18 protein-coding genes are annotated in these 24,292 nt (G+C 61.7%); 5 read left to right on the top strand and 13 right to left on the bottom strand.

Translation table 11 applies throughout. The features are described from left to right. Position 1 precedes the first annotated feature (1 nt). A complete protein-coding gene (locus H043_RS0103125) occupies positions 2-559 on the bottom strand; it encodes a DUF2780 domain-containing protein (RefSeq protein ID WP_027610668.1) in 558 nt (185 codons plus the stop codon). Positions 560-707: 148 nt separating this feature from the next. Here H043_RS0103125 and H043_RS0103120 point away from each other — a divergent pair, with 148 nt between their 5' ends. Together H043_RS0103120 and H043_RS0103115 are read left to right on the top strand one after the other, a co-directional pair. Beyond that, positions 708-1,343, top strand: coding sequence for an RNA polymerase sigma factor (locus H043_RS0103120; RefSeq protein ID WP_027610667.1), 636 nt, complete (start codon positions 708-710; stop codon positions 1,341-1,343). Continuing rightward, a complete protein-coding gene (locus H043_RS0103115; RefSeq protein ID WP_027610666.1) occupies positions 1,340-2,014 on the top strand; it encodes an anti-sigma factor in 675 nt (224 codons plus the stop codon). Before H043_RS0103120 ends, H043_RS0103115 begins: the two co-directional genes overlap by 4 nt. Before the next feature lie 117 nt (positions 2,015-2,131). Here the strand turns inward: H043_RS0103115 and fdhA are convergent, their stop codons facing one another. The 8 genes from fdhA to H043_RS0103075 form a co-directional block, all read right to left on the bottom strand. Further along, complete coding sequence (fdhA, locus tag H043_RS0103110) at positions 2,132-3,331, bottom strand: formaldehyde dehydrogenase, glutathione-independent (RefSeq protein WP_027610665.1); 1,200 nt, start codon at positions 3,329-3,331, stop codon at positions 2,132-2,134. A 203-nt stretch (positions 3,332-3,534) separates the two neighbouring features. Next, positions 3,535-4,392: a formyltetrahydrofolate deformylase gene (gene purU, locus H043_RS0103105; RefSeq protein WP_027610664.1), complete on the bottom strand. Its 858-nt coding sequence runs from the start codon at positions 4,390-4,392 to the stop codon at positions 3,535-3,537. Between the two features lie 216 nt (positions 4,393-4,608). Further along, entirely contained in the window at positions 4,609-5,241 is a 633-nt protein-coding gene (locus tag H043_RS0103100) for a sarcosine oxidase subunit gamma (RefSeq protein ID WP_008086919.1), read from the bottom strand. 143 nt (positions 5,242-5,384) lie between these two features. Further along, positions 5,385-8,402 carry a sarcosine oxidase subunit alpha gene (locus H043_RS0103095; protein WP_027610663.1) on the bottom strand — a complete coding sequence of 1,006 codons (3,018 nt, stop codon included), beginning with the start codon at positions 8,400-8,402 and terminating at the stop codon, positions 5,385-5,387. After that, complete coding sequence (locus tag H043_RS0103090; protein ID WP_003228964.1) at positions 8,399-8,728, bottom strand: sarcosine oxidase subunit delta; 330 nt, start codon at positions 8,726-8,728, stop codon at positions 8,399-8,401. The genes H043_RS0103095 and H043_RS0103090 overlap by 4 nt, the downstream gene beginning before the upstream one ends. Before the next feature lie 14 nt (positions 8,729-8,742). Next, positions 8,743-9,993: a sarcosine oxidase subunit beta gene (locus tag H043_RS0103085; protein ID WP_003206307.1), complete on the bottom strand. Its 1,251-nt coding sequence runs from the start codon at positions 9,991-9,993 to the stop codon at positions 8,743-8,745. 20 nt (positions 9,994-10,013) lie between these two features. Next, positions 10,014-11,267 carry a serine hydroxymethyltransferase gene (gene glyA / locus H043_RS0103080; RefSeq protein WP_027610662.1) on the bottom strand — a complete coding sequence of 418 codons (1,254 nt, stop codon included), beginning with the start codon at positions 11,265-11,267 and terminating at the stop codon, positions 10,014-10,016. Between the two features lie 273 nt (positions 11,268-11,540). Then, positions 11,541-12,251: a TraX family protein gene (locus tag H043_RS0103075; protein ID WP_027610661.1), complete on the bottom strand. Its 711-nt coding sequence runs from the start codon at positions 12,249-12,251 to the stop codon at positions 11,541-11,543. A gap of 126 nt (positions 12,252-12,377) precedes the next feature. On the opposite strand from H043_RS0103075, the gene H043_RS0103070 reads away from it, so the two are divergent. Further along, the gene (locus H043_RS0103070; protein ID WP_016772826.1) at positions 12,378-13,418 is read left to right on the top strand and encodes a low specificity L-threonine aldolase; all 1,041 of its coding nucleotides are present in this window, start codon (positions 12,378-12,380) and stop codon (positions 13,416-13,418) included. A gap of 208 nt (positions 13,419-13,626) precedes the next feature. After that, complete coding sequence (locus tag H043_RS0103065) at positions 13,627-14,451, top strand: NAD(P)-dependent oxidoreductase (RefSeq protein WP_027610660.1); 825 nt, start codon at positions 13,627-13,629, stop codon at positions 14,449-14,451. Positions 14,452-14,571: 120 nt separating this feature from the next. Here the strand turns inward: H043_RS0103065 and gbcB are convergent, their stop codons facing one another. Continuing rightward, positions 14,572-15,672 carry a glycine-betaine demethylase subunit GbcB gene (gene gbcB / locus H043_RS0103060; protein ID WP_027610659.1) on the bottom strand — a complete coding sequence of 367 codons (1,101 nt, stop codon included), beginning with the start codon at positions 15,670-15,672 and terminating at the stop codon, positions 14,572-14,574. Between the two features lie 281 nt (positions 15,673-15,953). Here gbcB and gbcA point away from each other — a divergent pair, with 281 nt between their 5' ends. Next, complete coding sequence (gene gbcA, locus H043_RS0103055; protein WP_027610658.1) at positions 15,954-17,249, top strand: glycine-betaine demethylase subunit GbcA; 1,296 nt, start codon at positions 15,954-15,956, stop codon at positions 17,247-17,249. 102 nt (positions 17,250-17,351) lie between these two features. On the opposite strand, the gene H043_RS0103050 is transcribed toward gbcA, so the two are convergent. From H043_RS0103050 to H043_RS0103040, 3 genes are all read right to left on the bottom strand, one after another. Beyond that, positions 17,352-18,596 carry a metallophosphoesterase gene (locus H043_RS0103050; protein WP_027610657.1) on the bottom strand — a complete coding sequence of 415 codons (1,245 nt, stop codon included), beginning with the start codon at positions 18,594-18,596 and terminating at the stop codon, positions 17,352-17,354. Between the two features lie 25 nt (positions 18,597-18,621). After that, positions 18,622-20,490 (bottom strand): hypothetical protein, encoded by a 1,869-nt coding sequence (locus tag H043_RS0103045; RefSeq protein ID WP_027610656.1) that lies wholly within the window; start codon positions 20,488-20,490, stop codon positions 18,622-18,624. Positions 20,491-20,655: 165 nt separating this feature from the next. Then, the gene (locus H043_RS0103040; RefSeq protein ID WP_027610655.1) at positions 20,656-24,108 is read right to left on the bottom strand and encodes a GMC oxidoreductase; all 3,453 of its coding nucleotides are present in this window, start codon (positions 24,106-24,108) and stop codon (positions 20,656-20,658) included. Between the last annotated feature and the right edge of the window lie 184 nt (positions 24,109-24,292).

Below are 24,292 nucleotides of genomic sequence, written 5' to 3'. Positions count from 1 at the left end.
ATCAGCTACCGGTGCCGGCGCCCCAGATGCTGCCCAGGCTCTGCAGAATCGGGCCGCCGACGCCCTGATCACCCAGATACTTGAGCAGCACCGGGGCAAACTGGCCGACCATGCCGCTGTCCATGCCCAACGCACCGAAGGCATTGTTCAGGTCGTTGGTGTCCTTGACGTTGCCCAGCGCGTTTTCCAGCCCGGCCGACTTGCCCGACGAACCCAGCAAACCACTCAACGCCGCCAGGTTGCCGCTGCCGCCCGACAGTTTGTCGATGCCCGGCACTTCTTTGGCCAACTGCGAATAATCGGTGCTGCTCAACTGATTCTTGGCCAGGCCGAGCATGGCGCTGGTGCCACCGACGGCTTGCTGAGGCGTAACACCGAGACCGGTAACGGCTTGCAGCAAACCGGCGGTTTCCGAGGTCGGCGCGGCGGCGGTGGCAGCGTTGCCACCCTGCATGCTTGCAGCCGCTTTGGTCACGTCGTCCAGACTGAAGCCAGCAAACACCGGGCTCGCTGCAAGGGTCATAAGTGAAGCCAAGGCAATACCGCGTGAAATCTTCATTCAGACATCCTCTTGCACTGTGGTAACCGCCCGTCTATGAGCGGTAAAACTGCCGGTTTGACCGGGTTTCAGCCTGCATGTTCCTCGCCGGCGCATCCATTTTCAGGATAGCCACGTATATAAAACGTGAAACCGTGGATAACCGCAGATGAATGGCACAAGCGCTGTCGCTGAACTAGCCTGTGAACAGCCCGAGCAGCGCCCTCGTCGCCCGCCCATTGCCTGGAGAGCCGTCATTTCCATCGCCGACCACGATCAGTTGCGCCAGCTGTTGGCCCAGTGCTCACTGGGCGACCGCGGTGCATTCGAAACGCTCTATCGCAGCGTTGGCCCGCGCCTGCACGGCGTGGCCCTGCGCTTCATGGGCCGGGCGGATCTGGCCGAGGAAGTGCTGCAGGAAAGCTTCGTGCGCATCTGGAACAACGCCTCGCGCTACGAAGCCCATTTGTCGGCGCCGCTGACCTGGATGATCAACATCACCCGCCATCAGGCCATCGACCAATTACGCAAACAGCGCGAACGGCCGATGACCGACTTCGAACAGGACACCCTGCCGGACGAAGGCCCTTCGGCCCACGACCTGTTGAACAGCAGCCGCGAAGCCAGCGCGCTGCACCGTTGCCTCTACACCCTCGACGGCATGCAGCGCCAGTCGATCAGCGTCGCCTACTTCCAGGGCCTTTCCTGCTCGGAACTGGCCGAACACCTGGCGGCACCGCTGGGCTCGGTGAAGTCGTGGATTCGTCGCGGCATGGAGCGTCTGCGCAGGTGCCTTGAATCATGAACTACCAGACCCCCGCCCTGCGCCGCGCCCTCGCTGCCGATTACGCCATTGGCCTGATGTCGGCGGCGGCGCGTCGACGTTTTGAACAATTGCTGCTGGATGACGCAGCACTGCGAACCGAGTTGGCGCAGTGGCAGGAGAGCCTCGCCAGTCTTACCGAAACGCTGCCGGAGCACCCGGTGCCGGATCGGGTGTGGCAAGGCATCACCGCACGGATCGAACCGCAAGTGCTGCACGTCCCGGAAAAACGTCCGTTCTGGAACTGGCTGCGGGTTACCGCCGCACTCTGCTCGATCGTGGTGCTGGTGTTCCTCGGCTCCCTGTACAACCGCGACGACGCCCGCTACCGCGCCACCCTGCTGACCGCCGACGCGCAACCTGCGCTGAAAGTCGAGGCGCATGCGGATTATCTGCAGGTCGAACCGCTGACATTGGCAGCAATAGGGCCAGATCGCAGTCTGGAATTGTGGGCGATACCGGCGGACGGCAAGCCGATTTCACTGGGGGTGATTCCTGCAGGCGGCAAAGGCAAGGTCGAGTTGAGCGCGGCGCAGAAAGTCTTGATCGGCCAGCCGATTGCGCTGGCGGTGAGTCTGGAACCGAAGGGTGGCTCGCCGACCGGGCAGCCGACCGGTCCTGTGCTTTACCAGGGCGCTTTGGCAGCCCTCTGATTGCAAAAATCAAAAGATCGCAGCCTTCGGCAGCTCCCACATCGATCCCTGTAGGAGCTGCCGAAGGCTGCGATCTTTTGATCTAAAAAAAGGCGACCCGTGGGTCGCCCTTTTTACTTACGCCGCACTGAACAACCGATGCGGATCGATCACAAACTTCTTCGGCACACCCGCATCGAACTCGCCGTAACCTTCCGGCGCCTGATCGAGGCTGATGACCTGCACGCCAACCACTTCGGCGATGTTGATGCGGTCCCACATGATCGCCTGCATCAGTTGGCGGTTGTATTTCATCACCGGGGTCTGGCCGGTGTGGAAGCTGTGGGATTTGGCCCAGCCCAGGCCGAAGCGGATGCTCAGGCTGCCCATTTTCGCGGCGGCGTCCACGGCACCTGGATCCTCGGTCACGTACAGGCCCGGAATACCGATCTTGCCGGCCACACGCACCACGCCCATCAGCGAGTTGAGCACGGTAGCTGGGGCTTCGGCTTTCACCCCGTCGTGACCGTGGCCGCGTGCTTCGAAGCCCACGCAGTCCACCGCGCAATCGACTTCCGGTTCGCCCAGCAGCGCGGCGATCTGTTCGTGCAGCGGCGTGTCCTTGGACAGGTCGACCACTTCAAAACCCTGAGCCTTGGCGTGCGCCAAACGGATGGTGTTGACGTCGCCAATGATCACCACCGCCGCCCCCAGCAGACGCGCCGAGGCTGCAGCGGCCAGACCGACCGGGCCGGCGCCGGCGATGTAAACGGTGCTGCCCGGGCCAACGCCCGCCGTCACCGCACCGTGATAGCCGGTCGGGAGGATATCGGAGAGGCAGGTCAGGTCGCGGATTTTCTCCATGGCCTTGTCGCGATCCGGCAGCTTCAGCAGGTTGAAATCGGCGTACGGCACCAGCACGTATTCGGCCTGGCCGCCGGTCCAGTCGCCCATGTCGACATAACCGTAGGCACCGCCGGCACGGGCCGGGTTGACGGTCAGACAGACGCCGGTGTGTTGCTCCTTGCAGGAACGGCAGCGCCCGCAAGCCACGTTGAACGGTACGGAGACCAGATCGCCGATCTTCAGATTCTCGACGTCGGAACCCTTTTCGATCACTTCGCCGGTGATTTCGTGGCCCAGCACCAGACCGGTCTGCGCCGTGGTCCGGCCGCGCACCATGTGCTGGTCGGAGCCACAAATGTTGGTGGACACCACACGCAGAATCACCCCGTGCTCGATCTTCCTGCCACGCGGGTCCTGCATTTTCGGATAGTCGATTTTCTGCACTTCGACCTTGCCAGCGCCGAGATACACCACACCACGATTGCCAGACATGCTTTCACCTCGCTGTTGTTTTTATGGAACTGCGTTGCCCAGGCAGGCAGCGCGTTAAGTGCTCGGGTACAGATGCTGATTGTTGTGTTGCCTGTTATGGCCTCTTCGCGAGCAGGCTCGCTCCCACAGTTGATCTTTGGTGTGACAGAGACCTGTGTTTCGACACAAATCCCTGTGGGAGCGAGCCTGCTCGCGAAAGCGATCTAGAGAACGACCGTGCGATTGGCGTTGAGAAACACCCTGCGCTCAATGTGATAACCCACGGCCCGGGCCAACGTCAGGCCCTCGATATCCCGCCCCTTGGCAATCAGATCCTCCGGGTAATGACTGTGATCCACCGCCTCGACGCCCTGGGCAATGATCGGCCCTTCATCGAGGTCGTTGTTGATGTAATGCGCCGTCGCGCCGACCAGCTTCACGCCCTTGTTGTAGGCCTGGTGATACGGCTTGGCACCCTTGAACCCCGGCAACAGCGAGTGATGAATGTTGATCGCCTTGCCATCGAGCTTGCGGCACAGCTCCGGTGACAGCACCTGCATGTAGCGGGCGAGGATCACCAGTTCGGCGCCGGACTCTTCGATCACCTGCCACACCTGACGCTCCTGCGCCGGTTTGTCGTTAGGGTCGAGGGGGAAATGGTAGTAGGGAATCTGGTGCCAGTCGGCCAGCGGCTTGAGGTCCGGATGGTTGGACACCACCGCCGCCACGTCCATCGACAACTGGCCAATGCGCTGGCGGTAGAGCAAATCGTTGAGGCAGTGATCGGCCTTGGAGACCATGATCACCACTTTTGGCCGGTAGTTCGGCGCGGTCAGCTCGAAGACCATGCCGAATGCCTCTCCGCGCTCGGCGAGGCCGGCGCGGAAGGACTGCTCGTCGAAACCGTCGGGCTGACGGAATTCCACGCGAATGAAGAAACGGCCCGAGAGCCGGTCATCGAACGAATGGTGCTCGGTGACGTAGCAACCCTGCTCGAACAGAAAACGCGTCACCGCGTCCACCGTGCCGAGCACGCTGGGGCAGTCGGCGGTCAGAATCCATGTGTCTGGGGCGCGGCTCATGGTGCGGTGACTCCTGTTCTTTTGTGCGCGGTGTCTGGGGGATTTTTGCCCCTCACCCTAGCCCTCTCCCGGAGGTAGAGGGGACTGACCGAGGTGTTCTTTCGAGCTACGCCGACCTGAAATATCGCGGCGAACTCAGGCTCGAAAACTACACAAATCTGCTCCCTTTCCCCCTCTCCCCCTTGGGGGAGAGGGCTGGGGTGAGGGGGTAAGCTTTTAGGCTTGTACGCTCAACCCGTATTCAGCCGAAGCATCCTGCAGCCACAACCACCAGTAGTCCGAGAAGCTGCGGCGGATCAGCAGTTCCCAGGTGTCTTCGGCGGTATGGCGGATCATCAGCTGCGACTTGGCGAACACCGTGCCCACCGCTTTGCCGACCGGGAAGTTGTTCGGGTGCACGTCGTAGCTGGTGGATTTCATCAGCACCTGACGCACGTTCGGCCCGCTCAGTTCGAGCACTTGCTGGCCGCCGCTGACGTTGACGATCGCGATGTGCAGGTCGCCCAGCGCTTCGCGCAGTTTCTGCTCGGCGGCGAATTCTTCACCGCTTGGCACGATCAGCAGCCACTCGTCCGGGCCCATCCATTGCAGGCTGGTTTCGCCTTTGACGATCACGCTCAGGGCGCCCGGCAACTCAATGCCGAGGGCCTTGTGCACGCCAGCGGCGAAGGCTGCATCGTGGCCATCGCCACGAATGGTCAGATGACCGAGGAGTTTCTTTTCACGCACGATCACGCCGGCGTTCTTGCGACCCTTGCCGACCAGGCTGGCGAGGTCGGCATGGTGCAGCGACGACTCGGCCTTGGCCCCGGTGGTCGGGCGTTGTTGGTACACGTTGGCTGTGGTCATAAAGCACCTTCCTGAATTCTGTTGGTTCCTGCGGGGGCTGATCTGCCGCTTTCGCGAGCAGGCTCGCTCCCACAGGGGAACGCGGTCGAATGTGGGAGCGAGCCTGCTCGCGAATAGCCGCCCGCCCACAATTCCTGAGGCCATCAGATGTTCTGCCGATCCCCCTTCGGATCGAAGAACACCGAAGACACAATCTCCGCCTCGATCACGCTGCCATCGGCCAGCGGCGCAAACACCCGCTCGCCCATGCGCTTCAGACCGCCCTTGACCACGCCCATGGCAAACGAATAGCCGAGGGAGTTGTGCGCGTAGCTGGAGGTCACGTGGCCGACCATGGTCATCGGGATCGCCTGCTTGGTGTTGAACACCAGTTGCGCACCTTCCGGCAGCCAGACGTTCGGGTCGATCGGCTTCAGGCCCACCAGTTGTTTACGCTGATCCTTCACGCAGTCTTCTCGGTTCATGCCGCGCTGGCCGATCCACGAGAACGGTTTGGTGCGACCGACGCACCAGCCCATGTTCAGGTCGTCCGGGGTCATCGAGCCGTCAGTGTCCTGACCGACGATGATGAAACCTTTCTCGGCGCGCAGGACGTGCATGGTTTCAGTGCCGTACGGCGTCAGGTTGTACTGCTTGCCAGCCTCGACGATTTTCTCCAGCACGCCCATCGCGTAGTCGGCCTGCACGTTGACTTCGTACGACAGCTCACCGGTGAACGAGATACGGAACACCCGCGCCGGCACACCGCCGACCAGACCTTCTTTCCAGGTCATGAACGGGAAGGCTTCGTTACTCAGATCAATGTCGGTCACGGCGCTGAGCAGCTTGCGGCTGTTCGGCCCGGACAGGGTCATCGTCGCCCAGTGGTCGGTGACCGAGGTGAAGTAGACCTTCATCTCCGGCCATTCGGTCTGGTGGTACAGCTCCAGCCATTGCAGCACGCGCGCCGCGCCGCCAGTGGTGGTGGTCATGACGAAATGGTTGTCGGCCAGACACGCCGTCACACCGTCGTCGAAGACCATGCCGTCTTCTTTGCACATCAGGCCGTAACGCGCCTTGCCCACGTCGAGCTTGGTCCAGGCGTTGGTGTACACGCGGTTGAGGAACTCGCGGGCATCCGGGCCTTGAATGTCGATCTTGCCCAGGGTCGAGGCGTCGAGCAGGCCGACGCTGTCGCGCACGGCTTTGCATTCGCGTTTGACGGCGGCATGCATGTCTTCACCGTTTTTCGGGAAGTACCAAGGACGTTTCCACTGGCCGACGTCTTCAAACTCGGCGCCGTTTTTCAGGTGCCATTGATGCAACGCGGTGTAGCGTACCGGTTCGAAGATGTGCCCACAGTGACGGCCGGCCACGGCGCCGAACGTTACCGGCGTGTAGTTGGGGCGGAACATCGTGGTGCCCATCTGCGGGATGGTCACGTTCAGCGAACGCGCGGCGATGGCCAGGCCGTTGACGTTGCCGAGCTTGCCCTGATCGGTGCCGAAGCCCAGCGCGGTGTAGCGTTTGACGTGTTCGACCGACTCGAAACCTTCGCGGGTCGCCAGTTCGATGGCGGCGGCGGTGACGTCGTTCTGCAGGTCGACGAATTGCTTCGGCGCACGCGAAGTGCCCTTCTCGTGCGGCACCTGGAACAGCGCCAGGGTCGCTTCTTCGAGACGGCTCAGCGCTTTTGGCAGCGTGCCTTCGACCACCGCAAAACCGGCTTCACTGGCAGCGCGTGCGCCACCTTCGAAACCATCGGCCAGCGAATCTCCGAGGCCGTAAACGCCGTTGATGCCGCCGACGCACACACGCTTCTGCGGTGCTTCGCCCGGTACGAAACCGAGGATGTCTTCGCGCCAGATCGGCTTGCCACCGAGGTGCGAAGCCAGGTGCACGACAGGGCTGTAACCGCCGGAACTGGCGATCACGTCGCAGTCGAGCCATTCGCCCGGGCTGGTCACGGTGTGCGCTTTGACGTCAATCGCGGCGATGCGGGCAGCGGTGACGCGCTTGCTGCCACGGGCCTCGATCACGGCGCTGCCGGTGAGGATGCGAATGCCTTTGGCGCGGGCTTCTTCCACCAGCGCACCACGCGGATTGCTGCGTGCATCGGCGATGGCCACCACTTGCAGGCTGGCGTCGAGCCAATCCAGCGCAACGCGATAGGCGTGATCGTTGTTGGTGGTCAGCACCAGCTTCTTGCCCGGCGCCACGCCGTAACGACGCACGTAAGTCGAGACCGCACCGGCAAGCATGTTGCCCGGCACATCATTGTTGCCGTAGACCAGCGGACGCTCATGGGCACCGGTCGCCAGCACTACACGCTTGGCGCGAACCCGGTGGATGCGCTGACGCACCTGACCGATTGGCGCGCGGTCACCGAGGTGATCGGTGAGGCGTTCGTGAATGGTCAGGAAGTTGTGATCGTGGTAACCGTTGACCGTGGCGCGTGGCAACAGCAGCACGTCCGGGGTGTTCTTCAACTCAGCGATAACACTGGCCACCCACTCGATCGCCGGTTTGCCGTCGAGGCTTTCGCGCGAATCGAGCAGGCTGCCGCCGAACTCTTCCTGCTCATCGGCGAGGATCACCCGCGCACCACTGCGCGCAGCCGCCAGGGCCGCGGCGAGACCGGCAGGGCCGGCGCCGACGATCAGCACGTCGCAGTGCTGGTTCATGTAGTCGTAGGTGTCCGGATCGACTTCGGTCGGCGAACGGCCCAAACCGGCAGCCTTGCGAATGTACTTCTCGTAGGTCATCCAGAACGATTGCGGGTACATGAAGGTTTTGTAGTAGAAACCCGGCGGCATCAGCTTGCCGCCGACCTTGCCGAGAATGCCCATCATGTCGTTGTTGACGCTCGGCCAGCCGTTGGTGCTGGTGGCGACCAGGCCTTGGTACAGCGCCTGTTGCGTGGCGCGCACGTTGGGAATCTGCGTGGCTTCGGTGGCCCCGATCTGCAGCACGGCGTTCGGCTCTTCGGCACCGGCGGCGAAGATCCCGCGTGGACGCGAATACTTGAAGCTGCGACCGATGATGTCGACGCCGTTGGCGATCAGTGCCGAGGCCAGCGAGTCGCCCTCGAAGCCTTTGTAGCTCTGACCGTTGAAGGTGAAGCTCAGCACTTTGTTGCGGTCGATCCGTCCACCGTTGGACAGGCGATTGGTCTGGCTCATACCTTCTCTCCCAGCGCCGTCGTGGCTGTTTTCGCCGTATCAGCCTTGTCGGTGAATTGCGGCTTGGTGCCGATCTTGTAGGTTTCGAGAATCTCGTAGGTCACGGTGTCGCGGGTGACGTTGAAGTACTGGCGGCAACCGGCGACGTGATCCCACAGCTCGTGGTGCAGACCACGCGGGTTGTCGCGGAAGAACATGTAGTCGCCCCACTCTTCATCGGTGCAGGCGTTCGGATCCAGCGGACGCGGAATGTGCGCCTGACCGGATGCATGGAATTCCTCTTCGGAGCGCAGTTCGCCGCAGTGAGGACAGAAGATATGCAACATGGGGATTTCTCCTGTTAGTGGGCAACCGCAGCAGCGCCGTGTTCATCGATCAACGCACCGTTGTGGAAACGGTCGATGGAGAAAGGTGCGGCCAACGGGTGCATTTCACCCTTGGCCAGACTCGCGGCAAACACGTTGCCCGAGCCAGGAGTCGCCTTGAAGCCACCGGTGCCCCAACCGCAGTTGAAGAACATGTTCGGTACCGGGGTTTTCGAAATGATCGGGCAAGCGTCCGGGGTGGTGTCGACGATGCCGCCCCACTGGCGGTTCATGCGCACCCGCGACAGCACCGGGAACATCTCGACGATGGCCTGGATGGTGTGCTCGATCACCGGGTACGAACCGCGCTGGCCGTAACCGTTGTAACCGTCGATACCGGCGCCGATCACCAGGTCGCCCTTGTCCGACTGGCTGATGTAACCGTGCACGGCGTTGGACATGATCACGCTGTCGATAATCGGTTTGATCGGCTCGGACACCAGCGCTTGCAGCGGGTGAGATTCGATCGGCAGACGGAAACCGGCGAGCTTGGCCATGTGCCCGGAGTTACCGGCGGTGACCACACCGACACGCTTGGCGCCGATGAAACCCTTGTTGGTTTCGACGCCGATGCACACGCCGTTTTCCTTGCGGAAACCGATGACTTCGGTCTGCTGGATCAGATCCACACCCAAGGCGTCGGCGGCACGGGCAAAGCCCCAGGCCACGGCGTCGTGACGAGCGACGCCACCACGACGCTGAACGGTTGCGCCCATCACCGGGTAGCGGGTGTTTTTCGAGCAGTCGAGGTACGGAATCTCGTCGGCCACTTGCTTGGCGTTGAGCAGTTCGCCATCAACGCCGTTGAGGCGGTTGGCGCTGACCCGACGCTCGGAATCTCGGATGTCCTGCAGGGTGTGGCACAGGTTGTAGACGCCGCGCTGGGAGAACATCACGTTGTAGTTCAGGTCCTGCGACAGGCCTTCCCACAGTTTCATCGCGTGTTCGTACAGGTGCGCCGACTCGTCCCACAGGTAGTTCGAGCGCACGATGGTGGTGTTGCGCGCGGTGTTGCCGCCGCCCAGCCAGCCCTTCTCGACCACGGCGACGTTGGTGATGCCGTGCTCTTTCGCCAGGTAGTAGGCGGTCGCCAGACCGTGCCCGCCGCCGCCGACGATGACCACGTCGTAGACCTTCTTCGGCGTCGGCGTGCGCCACATGCGCTGCCAGTTCTCGTGGTGGCTGAGGGAGTGTTTGAAGAGGCCGAAGCCCGAATAGCGTTGCATAGTCATTTACTCCAAACCGCTCAGCGATAAACCGGGTAGTCGGCGCACAGTGCCGCGACGTTCTTGGCCACATTCGCTTCAACGTCGGCGTCACCGAGGTTGTCGAGGATGTCGCAGATCCAGCCGGCCAGCACTTCGCACTGGGCGACCTTGAAGCCACGCGTGGTGACGGCCGGGGTGCCAATGCGCAGGCCCGAGGTCACGAACGGCGACTGCGGGTCGTTCGGCACGGCGTTCTTGTTGACGGTGATGTGCGCGCGGCCAAGCGCAGCGTCAGCATCTTTGCCGGTCAGGCCCTGACGGATCAGGCTGACCAGGAACAGGTGGTTGTCGGTACCGCCGGACACTACATCGTAGCCACGTTTGATAAACACGCTGGCCATCGCCTTGGCGTTGTCGATCACTTGCTGCTGATAGGCCTTGAAGCCTGGCTCCAGCGCTTCCTTGAAGCACACCGCTTTACCGGCGATGACGTGCATCAACGGGCCGCCCTGGGCACCGGGGAATACCGCGGCGTTGAGCTTCTTCTCGATCTCTTCGTTGGACTTGGCCAGGATCAGCCCGCCACGCGGACCGCGCAGGGTTTTGTGGGTGGTGGTGGTGACCACGTCGGCGTACGGCAGCGGGTTCGGGTACAGGCCAGCAGCGACCAGACCGGCGACGTGGGCCATGTCGACGAACAGCAGCGCACCGACCTTGTCGGCGATCTGGCGGAAACGCGGGAAGTCCAGGGTCTTGGAGTAGGCGGAGAACCCGGCAACGATCATCTTCGGCTTGCACTCGACGGCCAGACGCTCGACTTCGTCGTAATCGATCAGCCCGGTGTCGGTGTTGATCCCGTACTGCACCGCGTTGTACAGCTTGCCCGAGGACGACACTTTCGCGCCGTGGGTCAGGTGACCGCCGTGGGCCAGGCTCATGCCGAGAATGGTGTCGCCCGGCTGGATCAGCGCCAGGTACACGGCGCTGTTGGCCGAGGAACCGGAGTGCGGCTGGACGTTGGCGTAATCGGCGCCGAACAGCTGCTTGGCGCGTTCGATGGCCAGCGCTTCGACTTTATCCACATGCTCGCAGCCACCGTAGTAGCGCTTGCCCGGATAACCTTCGGCGTATTTGTTGGTCAGGCCGCTGCCCTGCGCTTGCATGACGCGTTTGCTGGTGTAGTTCTCCGACGCGATCAGCTCGATGTGATCTTCCTGACGTTGCTCCTCGGCATTCATTGCCGCCAGCAGTGCATCGTCGTAACCCTGGATCTGGTCTTGCTTGCTGAACATCGCGTCTCTCCCAGCGGCATCTGTGCGCCATTCGTCTCGGTAAGGCACTGGCAATCAAGGCAGTGCCCTTTGATGCCGATGGTATGACCGGCGCAGACAGCTCAAATGCCTGCGGACGCCACGCAAAGGTGCGTTTACGACATGGCCTGAAATGACCGATTGAATTCGTGGAGATCCCCTGTGGGAGCGAGCCTGCTCGCGAAGAGGCCGGCACATCCGACATGGAAGTTGGCTGACAGACCGCCTTCGCGAGCAGGCTCGCTCCCACAGGGGTCAGGTGTATGCCGCACGGATGGCGAGCAGCAGGAGGAAATGCAGGGGATAGAGCGCATACGCCCAGCGGCGCATGGGCAATGGATGAAGGGATCCGGCATGTCGCAACAAGACTATCCCGAGCAGTGGCGCAATCAGACACGCCGCGATGCCAAACACCGCCACGTAGTTACCGAACTCCGCAGCCTCATACAGCACCCGCCATTGATTGCCCGCCAGACACACTAGCCCCGGCAGCAGGCCGAAGTACCAGGGACGACGGATCACCCACAGCAGCGCCAGCGGCAACAGCACGCCAAATATGCCGAACATCAGCCACTGCGAAAACAACGCCGCCAGCAGCAAGGCGCCCGCGCCCAAAAGTCGCGACAACAACGTACGATCCTGCCAGCCCCGCGCCACCAGCAACCCCAGCGCCAGCGTAGGCATCACGTTCAAGGTGTCGGGATCGGGAATGTACAAGCGGTAAGGAATCTCGCTGACCAGGCTGAACAGCAGCAACCAGCCCAGATAACGCCACTCGGTCTTCTGCGCACCGGCCCGGGACAGGTTCGCCGCCATCGCCAGACAGAACCACGGGAACGCCAGGCGCCCCGGCACATACAGCCAATCGGCGCTGATCCCGACATATCGCAGGTGATCGAGCAGCATGCTCAGCAGCGCCAGCCACTTGAGCAGATCCAGCGCGCCGTCGCGTTTAGTCACGTGCATAATCGGGTAACAAACTGGTAATTTTCTGACAGCGACATCCCGTGTGCTCCCCGGAAGATCTTCGGTAAAGTGCGCACCCTCATTGACCACGAGCCTTCACAAGAGTCTCGACCACGGAAGCCGGCCATGACCGACAAGAGCCAACAATTCGCCAGCGACAACTACTCCGGTATCTGCCCTGAAGCCTGGGCCGCCATGGAACAGGCCAACCACGGCCACCAGCGCGCTTATGGCGACGATGAATGGACCGCACGCGCGGCCGACCATTTCCGCAAGCTGTTCGAAACCGACTGCGAAGTGTTTTTCGCCTTCAACGGCACCGCCGCCAACTCGCTGGCGCTGTCGTCGCTGTGCCAGAGTTACCACAGCGTGATCTGCTCGGAAACCGCCCACGTCGAAACCGATGAATGCGGCGCCCCGGAATTCTTCTCCAACGGCTCGAAACTGCTGATCGCCGGCACCGAAAACGGCAAGATCACCCCGCAGTCGATCCGTGAGGTCGCGCTCAAGCGCCAGGACATCCACTACCCGAAACCGCGCGTCGTGACCCTGACCCAGGCTACTGAAGTCGGCAGCGTCTACACCCCGGAAGAAGTCCGCGCCATCAGTGCCACCTGTAAGGAGCTGGGCCTGCACCTGCACATGGACGGCGCGCGTTTCTCCAACGCCTGCGCATTCCTCGGCTGCTCGCCGGCCGACCTGACCTGGAAGGCCGGCGTCGATGTGCTGTGCTTCGGCGGTACGAAAAACGGCATGGCCGTGGGTGAAGCGATTCTGTTCTTCAACCACAAACTGGCCGAAGACTTCGACTACCGCTGCAAGCAGGCCGGGCAACTGGCGTCGAAAATGCGCTTCCTCTCGGCACCGTGGGTCGGCATCCTCGAAAACGACGCCTGGCTCAAATACGCCCGCCACGCCAACCACTGCGCGCAACTGCTGGCCGAGCTGGTCAGCGACATTCCGGGCGTGGAACTGATGTTCCCGGTACAGGCCAACGGCGTGTTCCTGCAACTCTCGGAACCGGCCATCGCCGCGCTGACCGCGAAAAACTGGCGCTTCTACACCTTCATCGGCAAGGGCGGCGCACGCTTCATGTGCTCGTGGGACACCGAAGAAGAACGCGTACGCGAACTGGCCCGCGACATTCGCGAAGTCATGTCCGCCTGATAGCTCCCTTGCCCTGTGGGAGCGAGCCTGCTCGCGAAGAGGCCGGCACATCCGACGTAGAAGTCGGCTGACAGACCGCTTTCGCGAGCAGGCTCGCTCCCACAAAAGCTCACCCAATCCAATCGCCCCTCCTCGTTCGCACCTGAAGACATCGTCTACATTGTCTGTCGAGCCCTCCGCTCACATAACAATAAGCAGGAGCATCGGCATGTCGCTACAAGGCAAAACCCTGTTCATCACCGGCGCCAGCCGTGGCATCGGCCGTGAGATTGCGCTGCGCGCCGCGAAAGGCGGGGCCAATATCGTGATTGCGGCCAAAAGCGCCGAAGCCCATCCCAAACTGCCCGGCACCATCCACAGCGTAGCCAAGGAAGTCGAAGCCGCTGGCGGCAAGGCGTTGGCGCTGCAAGTCGATGTGCGTGATGAAGACGCGGTGCGCAATGCGCTGGCCCAGGCCAACGAGCATTTCGGCGGCATCGATGCGCTGGTCAATAACGCCGGGGCGATCAAGTTGACTGGCGTGCAGCACATCGAACTCAAGCGTTTCGACCTGATGCACCAGATCAACACCCGCGCGGTACTGCTGTGCAGCCAGGCCGCCCTGCCCTATCTGAAGAAATCCGCCGGACACATTCTCAACTTGTCGCCACCGCTGAACATGGCGAACAAGTGGTTTGCCCAGTTCAGCCCCTACACCGTGACCAAATACGGCATGAGCATGCTGACGATCGGGATGAGCGAGGAATTCGCCAGTTACGGCATCAGCGTCAATTCACTGTGGCCGCAGACGATGATTGCCACCGCCGCCATCGAATTTCAGCTGGGCAACCGCGAGTCGTTCAAGCATGCGCGCACGCCGGCGATCATGGCGGATGCGGCGCATGTGATTCTGAGCAGCAGCGGGCGGAAGATCAGCGGGCGGTTTTTGATTGATGAAGAGATTTTGCGCGAGAGCGGTGTGACTGAGTTCAAGCATTACCGGTTCGAACCGGACAGCGACGCCGCACTGATGCCCGATCTGTTTATCGATTGAAGCGCATAACCCTGTGGGAGCGAGCCTGCTCGCGAAGAGGCCGTGTCAGACAGCACAGATGTTGAATGACACATCGCCTTCGCGAGCAGGCTCGCTCCCACATTGGATTTGTGCAGTGGTCTAGAACTCGATGCGCACGTCGCCCTTCGGCACGCTGCAGCACGACAGAATGTAACCCTCGGCCTCGTCGTCCTCGGTAATCCCGCCGTTGTGCTCCATCTCTACTTCGCCGCCCAGTTTCATCACCTTGCACGTGCCGCAGATCCCCATACCGCAAGCTTTCGGAATCATCAGGCCAAGCTTGGCCGCCGCCGCGTGCACGGTTTCGCCCGGTGCCACGCGAATGCTCTTGCCGGAGGCGGTGAACTCGACCTGATGCAGATCCGCCGCATCGATTTCCGGTGCATCGGCTGCCTGCTCGGCCTGTTCCACCGCATCGGCACGAGCTTCCGGTGGCGTTGCGCCGAAGGATTCCTCGTGATAACGCGACATGTCGTAACCGGCCACTTCCAGCAGGCGCTTGACCGCGTTCATGTACGGCGTCGGGCCGCAGCAGAACACTTCGCGCTCAAGGAAGTCCGGCACCATCAGTTCGAGCATCTTGTGATTGAGGTAGCCGCGATAACCGGCCCACGGCTCGCCCAGCCCGTGTTTCTCGCAGATCAGGTGCAGGCTGAAGTTGTCGATCCGCGACGCCATGTGCTCCAGCTCGCGGTGATAAATGATGTCTTTCGGCGAGCGCGCGCTGTGGATAAAGGTCATGTCGACGTTGGCGTTGGTGTCGTAGAACCAGCGCGCCATCGACATGCACGGAGTGATCCCCACGCCGCCGCTGAGATACAGCACTTTCGGGCTCGGGAAGTCGATGGCGTTGAACAGCCCGACCGGCCCGTGCACCGCCAGCTCCTGGCCTTCATGCAGGGTGTCGTGCAGCCAGTTGGAGACCTTGCCCCCCGGCACACGCTTGATGGTCACCGAGAAGCTGTACGGCACCGACGGCGAACTGGAAATGGTGTACGAACGCATGATCGGCTGGCCGTCGATTTCCAGCTCCAGGGTCACGAACTGCCCGGGCTTGAAGAAGAACAGGATCGGCTGGTCGGCCATGAAACAGAAGGTGCGCACGTCCCAGGTTTCCTGGATGACTTTGACGCAACGGACGATGTGTCGGCCATTGGCCCAGGTCTGGGTGGTGACCGGATTCAGAAAGCTGTTGGACATGCTGTTCTCCACGGCCGACTGTCGGCCTTCATGTGGCGATTCTGCGTATAGCGTGAACCGTCCGTTTACCTATCCGCGACATCGGCATACTTATCGCGACCAGCCCCCAACCGCCGGGGGTTGCGCGTCGGGAACAGATTGCACCATGTCGCCCATGGATAAGGTTCCGGGCAGCGTCGGCCCCACACTCGCCCCACACCAAGACGAATTCTTTACACCTTGCGTAGCAACCCTGATCAGCCACTTTCGCGGCCACGCAGATGGCCTTGAGGAATACATCGATGGACGTCACCGCAAAAATCAGCCTGGGCGATCCGCTGGAACCCGCACGCAAGGCCACCGCACAGATGCTGCAGGAGCGCGAGCGCACCTTTTCGCTGCCGCAGCCGTTCTACAGCGACGAGCGCCTGTTCGATATCGATATGCAGGAGATCTTCCAGAAAGAGTGGTTGATCGCCGGCATGACCTGCGAGATCCCGGCCAAGGGCAACTACCTGACCCTGCAGGTCGGCAAGAACCCGATCATCGTCATCCGTGGCGCCGACGGCGTGGTGCATGCCTTCCATAACGTCTGCCGCCACCGTGGCTCGCGCCTGTGCACCAGTGAAAAGGGCAAGGTTGCCAAACTGGTCTGCCACTACCACCAGTGGACCTACGAACTGGACGGACGCCTGCTGTTCGCCGGCACCGAGATGGGCGCCGACTTCGACATGAAGCAGTACGGCCTCAAACCGGTGAACGTGAAGACTGCCGGCGGCTACATCTTCATCAGCCTGGCGGAAAATCCGCCGGCCATCGATGACTTCCTGTCGACGCTGAACCACTACATGGAACCGTACGACATGGAGAACACCAAGGTGGCGATCACCACCACCTTGATGGAAAAGGCCAACTGGAAACTGGTGCTGGAAAACAACCGCGAGTGCTACCACTGCAACGCGTCGCACCCGGAACTGCTGAAAACCCTGCTGGAATGGGACGACGTCACCGACCCGCGCGCCGATCAGGCGTTCAAGGATCACGTCGCCGCGTCTGCTGCTGCGTGGGAAGCCGAGAAGATCCCTTATGCCCACGCCAGTTTCGGCCTGCGCAACCGTATCGTGCGCATGCCGCTGCTCAAGGGCACCGTGTCGATGACCCTGGACGGCAAACAGGGCTGCGCCAAACTGATGGGCCGGATCAAGAACCCGGATCTCGGTTCGATGCGCATCCTGCACCTGCCGCACTCGTGGAACCACTGCATGGGCGACCACATCATCGTCTTCACCGTATGGCCGATCAGCGCCCAGGAAACCATGGTCACCACCAAATGGCTGGTGCACAAGGACGCGGTCGAAGGCGTGGATTACGACGTCGAACGCATGCGCCAGGTGTGGGACGCGACCAACGATCAAGACCGGCGTCTGGCCGAAGAAAACCAGCGCGGGATCAACTCCACTGCTTATCAGCCAGGGCCGTACTCGAAGACCTATGAGTTTGGTGTGGTCAACTTCGTGGACTGGTACAGCGAGCGGATGCTGAACAACCTTGGGGCTGAGCCTGCGCCGTACCTCAAGGGCGTCCCGGTTCAGGGCTAAGATCAAAGGCAAAAGCTTCGCGAGCAGGCTCACTCCTACAGGGGAACGCATTCCAACTGTAGGAGTGAGCCTGCTCGCGATGGCGTCAGAACAGCCACCTCATTACTTGGATGACCACCTCACCGATCCATCCTCCCCAATAAACTCCTCAAAAATATCCTCCCCCACCAGCCTGATTTTCGCGTAGCCATTCAACACCCGCAGCGGATACGCCGGATCATTGGCATCCTGCGTCTCCGACCACAACACCCGCGAATGCCCGTTCAGCTCGCTGGCATTGCCATAGGGAATCGCCCCGTGTCCGGCGCAGCGCGCGTGCAAACCGCCCTGCTGTGCGTAAACGATGCCGTTGTGCAGATGCCCCCAGTACCAGTAATCCGGCTCGCGCCCCAGGGCATCGCACACCGGTTGATACAGCGCGGTCTGGTGATGCCCGGAAATATCGAAGCCCTGGTGATGGCTGAGCACCATGATCTTTTTGCGTTTCGGCAGGGCTTTCATCCAGGTGATCTGCGGCTCGTTGAGCGTGCCGTCCATGTACAGGTTCATCGCGTCCGAGGCATACGCCGAATCCAGCCCGACCACCAGCCAGTCGTCGTTGATCAAGGCGAAATAACTGGTGCCCTGCTGCCCCGGAAAGCGCTTGGCCAGTTCTTTGAAATAGCCGTGGGCGCCGCTGTACATCTCGTGGTTGGAGTTGAGGGTGAACGAGCCGTGGCTGCCCATCGGCCAACCGGCCATGTCGACGTCTTCCTGCGAATGGCTGCCGGCGTAGTAGACGTCGCCCAGATGGATGGTGAAATCCGCTTGCGCCAGTTGCATCTGGTTGGCGACTGAAACCGCCGGCGCATGACTGTCGAAGGGGCCGGTGCCCCAGTCGCCGGCAATCGCCAGGGTCACGTCGCGCTCCATCTGCACCACCGCCGGGTCAGTGCCGAAGGTCGCGTGATGGCGCAGGTTTTCAATCCACTTGAGCAATGCCTCGCTCCACAGCAGATCAAGCAATTCCCACTTGCGACAGCCGAGCAGGCTGCCGTCCTGCAACACCCGGGTCGCCAGTTGATCGGGCGATTGCGGGAGCGGCGTGGCATTGCCGATGCGCAAAATCGACAGGCCATGAGACAACTCCCACGGCACCGCCGGTTCATCGCCCGGCAACTCACCGTTTTTCAGCACGTATTGCGCCTGATCGTGACCGCGCTGCAGCAGCTTGATGATCGCCTGAAACTCCTGCGGCTCCAGCTCGCTGATGAGCTTCATCCAGGCCATTTCCATGCGCGTGAACAAGCCGTGAATGCGCAGTTTGACCTTGTCGTACTCGTGTTCCCAATGACTGACCAGTGACATGGCGTAATCCTCTATCCGTAAGGGCTCACAGGGTTTTCATGAACTCGATCAACGCACGTTTGTCGTCGTCCGACAGCGTGGTGCCATACAGGTGACCGCTGTTGTGGTTGCCCTCCAGTCGGGTGTCGTATTTGAAATCCGCCGAGGCTTTGGCCTGAGCGCCCGTGGTGACAAAACCGACGTTGACCGGGTCGTAGACGTCGGAGCCGGTGATGAACACCACCGGACGTTTTTCCGGCGGTTGCAGCAGGTCCCACAGGGTCGGCACCGAACCGTTGTGCAGGTACGGCGCACGCAGCCAGATGCCGTCAGTCGGCGTGTTGCTGTAGCTCTGGGTCTTGCGATAGGCACCGAAGTCGAACGGCGGTTTCTTGAAGGTGTGGAACGCCGTCACCAGACCGGTGGTGAACGAGTCCAGCCGATGTGGATCGGTGCCGAGTTGATCGATATTGGTGGTGACCTGCCCGGTGTCGGCGCGACCGAAGTCGTGGCACGCGGCGCAATTTGCATCCCAGATCGGTTTGCCCTGCGCGACTTTCGCCTGATCCAGCGCCCATGGCCACGCCGGCGCCTTGTGCCCGAGCAGCCAGTTGGTCACGCGGTTGAAGCTTGGCGGCAACACCGACTCCGGCGTTGCGCCCACGGCCATCGCGGCGGCGTAGTTGCGTTCGTGGATCTTGTTGTTATTGCCGTCCCAATGCAGGTACATCGATTCCCGCGGCTTCTGGTTCCACACTTGCGGCAGGTCGACGGTGCCGATGGTCGAGTCATCCGGGAAGCCGAACACCACCATTTTCGTCGGGTTGAAGGTGTCGGTGCGGCCCGGGCCCTGTTGCGGACGCAGCTTCTGCCAGGCGTAGGCCTGTTTCTGCTTGAGCAAAGCGCTCTTCGCCATCGGAATAATCAGATATCGGTTGTAGAGCTTCTCGAAAAAGCCCAGTTGGAATTTGCCGTTGATCGCCGCCATCACCGCGTCGGTGGTGAATTTCGGGTCGCTGGCGCAATCGTAGGCGAACCACTGGAAGGCCTGCAGTTGCAGGGTGTTGGCCGGCGCGCTCGGCACGTTGACCGCGACGTCGCTGGCATTGGCCCGGTAGGAACCGGTGTGGCACAGCGCGCAGTTCGGTTCAACGGTGGGGTAACCGATCTGCCGCTTGGCCATGCCGATCGGCAGGTCCTTGCCGTTTTCATAGAGAAAGCCGAAGACCTCCCAGCCGCCGGGTTTGGGCAGTTTTTCCGGGCACATCTGCGGCAGCACGGCGAACAGGTAATACGGGATCCGCGCTTCGATGCCCAGACCGATGGCCGCGTATTTGTAGTGATCTTCGTCGGAGGCGTACTCCTGCTCCGGCACCACCCGCAGCATCTGGTACCAGGTCTGGTAACCGATGAAACCGAGCAGCGCCAGTACGACCAAGGTACCGACCTTGAAGGTATGGCTCTGCCATTGCCGCGCCCAGGCCGCGCGCAACTCGCGCCAGCCATCGCACAGCAGCGCCCATGGCCGGTTCGCGGGCGTGGTACCGAGGTACAGCAGAATGCCGAGGATCAGGAAGAAGCTCAGATCGCCCATCAGCATCGGCACGAACACCGAGCCTTGAATGCTCGTATTGATCAGGTAAATCCAGAACACCACGGCGATCAGCCGCGTCAGTACGCACAGCCAGGAATGCACCACATAGCGCGGCGCATTGAAGCCCGACGGCATGTAAAACACGCTGATGCCCACCAGCAGCATCCCGGCGTTTTCCAGCCACGGGTCGGAGAGTTGCGGCGGCAGACCGACCACCGATGTCAGCAATCCCGGCGCGAACAGCGCCGGGATCGCGAACACCATGTTCATCGCAATGCCGATCCAGATGAAGCGTTGAAACCAGCGGATGTAGCTGTCCATATCATCCATTTCCTTGTGCAGACCTGAGAGGTGTTGTGCCAGATGCACCGCTTTCGCGAGCAGGCTCGCTCCCACATTGGATTGGGGATGCCCACTGGTTTTTGGGACTGGCACAAAACCCTGTGGGAGCGAGCCTGCTCGCGAAGCGGTCGACTCGGTCTGCAGTCAACCGAGGGCCGTTTTCTCCAGGTGCTCAAGGATGAGCGGATACACATCCACCACCGCGTTCTTGCCGAACATGCAGTCGATGTGGCCGTAACCCGGCACTACGTGCCGGCTGTAGCGCTCCGGCCCGTGGGCTTCGCAGACTCGCTGGTAGGTCTTGAGCGTGCTTTCCGGCAGATAGCACTGGTTCTCCGCGCCGCTGATAAAGCAGATCGGCATAGTCAGCCGCTCGAAGTGCGGCATGTACACATCGTTGCCTTTGAAATCCACCAGATGCCCTTTGCGCACGATCAGCGCCAGGTGCTCGAAGGTCTCGATGTTCGACTCGCCGAACAGCTCGTGCAGGTTGTCGTGCAGGGTTTCATTGAGCGTGTCGTGGCGATACAGCGAGGCGTACATAAAGGTGATGCGGTGGCACACCGGGTTGGTGCAATAACCCTGCGCCTCGATCCGCGCGTAGCCGTTGAGGGCCTTGTCGTAGAGGCGGTTGAACCAGTTCTCCTTGCTGTCGGCGTAAGCCGTCATCGATTTGATGCCGATGGCATCGAGCATGCCCGGCAAGTGCAGACCAGCCTTCAACCCGGTAGCCGTGGCAACCACAGTGTCAGCGGCAATCTGCGAGCAGACCACCGAGCGCACACCCTGCAGCCCTGCCAGCAACGACATGAAGAATGTCGTCGCGCCGTAGCAATGCACCACGCACTGCACGTCTTTGGCCTGCGTCTCCTGCTGAATTTGCGCAATGGCAGCCTTGAAGTCGTACTGGGCGATCTGGTCGCCATTCCACTCTTTCTTGCTCGCCGGCAGCAGAATGCTCACCCGGAAATCCAGCAGCCACACGTCATAGTCGTGCTTGCACAGGTACTCCAGCAGGTTGGTCTGGATGGTGTCGGTGGAAAAGATATTCGAGCCGACGCCCAGGCCATGCACCAGCATCACCGGGCCTTTGCTACCGGCCTGATAACGGGTCAGGCGCAGCTCGACGCCGTCCTCGGTGGGGAAGAAATGCACCGCCGGGATCGGCGCATCCAGTGGCCGTTTCAGGCGTGGCGGCGCGTCGGGGTTGAAGTAGATATCGCCAGCGAAGACCCCGCCGTAACTCTCCCAGAGAATCCCGGCGAAGAACTTGCCGAAGCGCGCCAGGCCTTCGATGCGCTCGCGCTCGTTACGCGCGTTGAGCACTTTCATGGTGGTCATCTGCTTGGCGAAATCGGTCGGATGAATGTGCATCACCCCGGAGCCGATCACCTCGCCCGACTTGTCCGGTCCGCGATACAGCGTCACGTACAGGGTGCTGGTGTCGTGCCAGATATTCAGCACACCGTTGTCTTCCGGCACGGTTTTGAAGGCACTGAAGAAGTAATCGCTGCCGTCCTCGGCGGTCAGTTTCATGTCGTATTTCATGTGCCGTGTGTCGACCTGCTGCTCGAATTGTTCGAACAGGTTGAACACGCCGTTGCTGGCGGTCAGCGGTTGCGGCGACAGCGCCGGGGCATTGACCGTACCGACAATGGTCGCGGCGTGCTCCGGTTCCTTGATCATCCGGTTGAGGTCGTTGGCGGTGATGGTCAGGGTAAAGTCGATCGGCGAATTATCTGCCTCACCGCGTTTGGCCGCCGCTTCGTAGACTTTCAGATCGGTGCTTTGCGCGGCGGTGAAGGCGCGGGAGAAATAGCCTTTCATGGTTTCGGTGAACTGCACGCCGAGAGTCGGTGGTGCCACCTGTTTGCGCGGTGCCGACGGCAGCGTGTAGTCGATCTTCCAGCCACGGTCGGCGGCCAGCAGGCCCATGTTGCGTTCACTCACAGCGGAGATGGTCAGCAGCGGATTGACCGCCAGCGAAGTCGGAATCACCGCGCCGTCAGTCACGTAGAGGCTGGCGTAGACATCAGTGCCGTTGGCGCCGCTGAACACCTGGCCCTTGTGATTGACCACGCCTTGCGCGGCGTCCTCGCCCATCACGCAACCGCCCAGCGGATGCACCGAGACGATGCTGTGCTTGAGCAGTTGGGTCCAGATCGGATTCTCGACCCAGACCCCGCCCAGTGCCTTGGTACTCTGGTACAAACGTTCGTTGCCAAGCTTGAAGTTTTCCTGCTCGCCGACACCCGGCCAGTCGATGCGCAACTGGTCCTTGTTGTCGAGAATCATCCGGCCCTGGCCACTGTCGTGGCTCATGATCAGGTAGGTCTGCATATTGTGCAGCGCGCCGTAATAGGGGCCGCGCAGGAAGCTTTCGGCCTCGCGCTCCTTGTAGCCGAGCTTGCCGCTGAAACTGTCGTCCGTGGCCTTGCCGATCAACTCGGCAAACCCGGCCATTGCCGGCACCATCGGCCGGCCGAGGGCGCCGGGGATCGAACCTTCCTCGATGACCATGCGGCTGCGCCAGTCACCGTCGGTGCGCATGTCGATGATCGAGGTGATGCACGGGCCGACCGGGTGCAGCTCCTTGGCCGAATGCGCGCCGAAGCCGATGCCGTTGATGGTCTGCTCGCAGTTGTGGCCGAAACCGAGGATGTCACCGTTACCGCTCATGTTCTCGCCGAGCTGACCGGACATCACCAGCCCCTTGTCCCGCGAACGCAGAAGGATCTCGGTAGAGCCGAGAGTGCCGGCGGAGACCACGACGATAGCGGCCTTCACGAACAGCGTCGGCGCGTCGAACTTCTCGCGACCGCTGTCGAGGTACTGGAAGTGCACGATCCAGCCATCGCCGTCGCGCTCCAGATGCCGCACCTCAGCCTGGCAGAAAATCTCCGCGCCATGGTTCCAGGCATCCGGCAGATAGTTCATCAGCGTGGTGTTCTTGGCCTTGTTGTTACAGCCCGAGACGCAGTCGCCGCACTGGTTGCACGGCAGTTGCTCGACGCCGACGTGGTTGAGGTTGTTCGGCAGTTTGTCGAAGGTCACGTTGATCGGTGGCTTGTAGAAATGCGCGCCTTGCTTGAGGTAGTCCGCAGACTTTTTGTTGGCGTCGAGCTTGGGCAGGTTCGGTGCGTTGTTCGGGTACGGATTAGGCTTGAGCATTTCCCGGGCACGGGCGTAACCGTCCTTGAGCAGCGTATCGCGATGATCGCGTACCGCCTGCGGCCAGCGTGGATCCTCGAACACCCCGGGTTCCGGCTCCAGGGCAACGTTGGCGTTGATCAGCGATGTACCGCCGAGGCCGCAGCCGACCACCACGTTCTGCTGGGCGTTGACGTGCAGATCGAACAGCCCGGTGCGCGAGCCGATGTGGCCGTCCGGGTCATGCACCTGCAACTCTTCGGTCGCGGCGATCATGGTGTTGGGGTATTCACCGGGCTGGATTTCCCGCCCGCGTTCGAGCAGGCACACCTGCTTGCCGGCCCGGGACAGGCGCGACGCAGCAATGCCGCCGCCATAACCGGAGCCGATGACGATCACGTCGTAGTGTTCCTTGATCTCGCTGATGGGCGTTGCGATGCGTGTCATGAGGGTGTTCCTCTTCTCAGGCAGATGGGGCAACTCTGCGGTTGCCTGCAATCTATGGGCGAACGGGCACCTGGCCTCCGGGTCGAGCCCGGCGACAGCACAGCGGTTAAAGCAGGAGGTCGCTACAGACGAGCGCGTTGATTGGCCGCACGACGTAACGTGCGCTTGCGTGGCGAGGGGGGAT

Source organism: Pseudomonas sp. URIL14HWK12:I6, assembly GCF_000514195.1.
GTDB lineage: Bacteria > Pseudomonadota > Gammaproteobacteria > Pseudomonadales > Pseudomonadaceae > Aquipseudomonas > Aquipseudomonas putida_A.
This window is presented reverse-complemented; position numbering and strand designations above follow the sequence as displayed.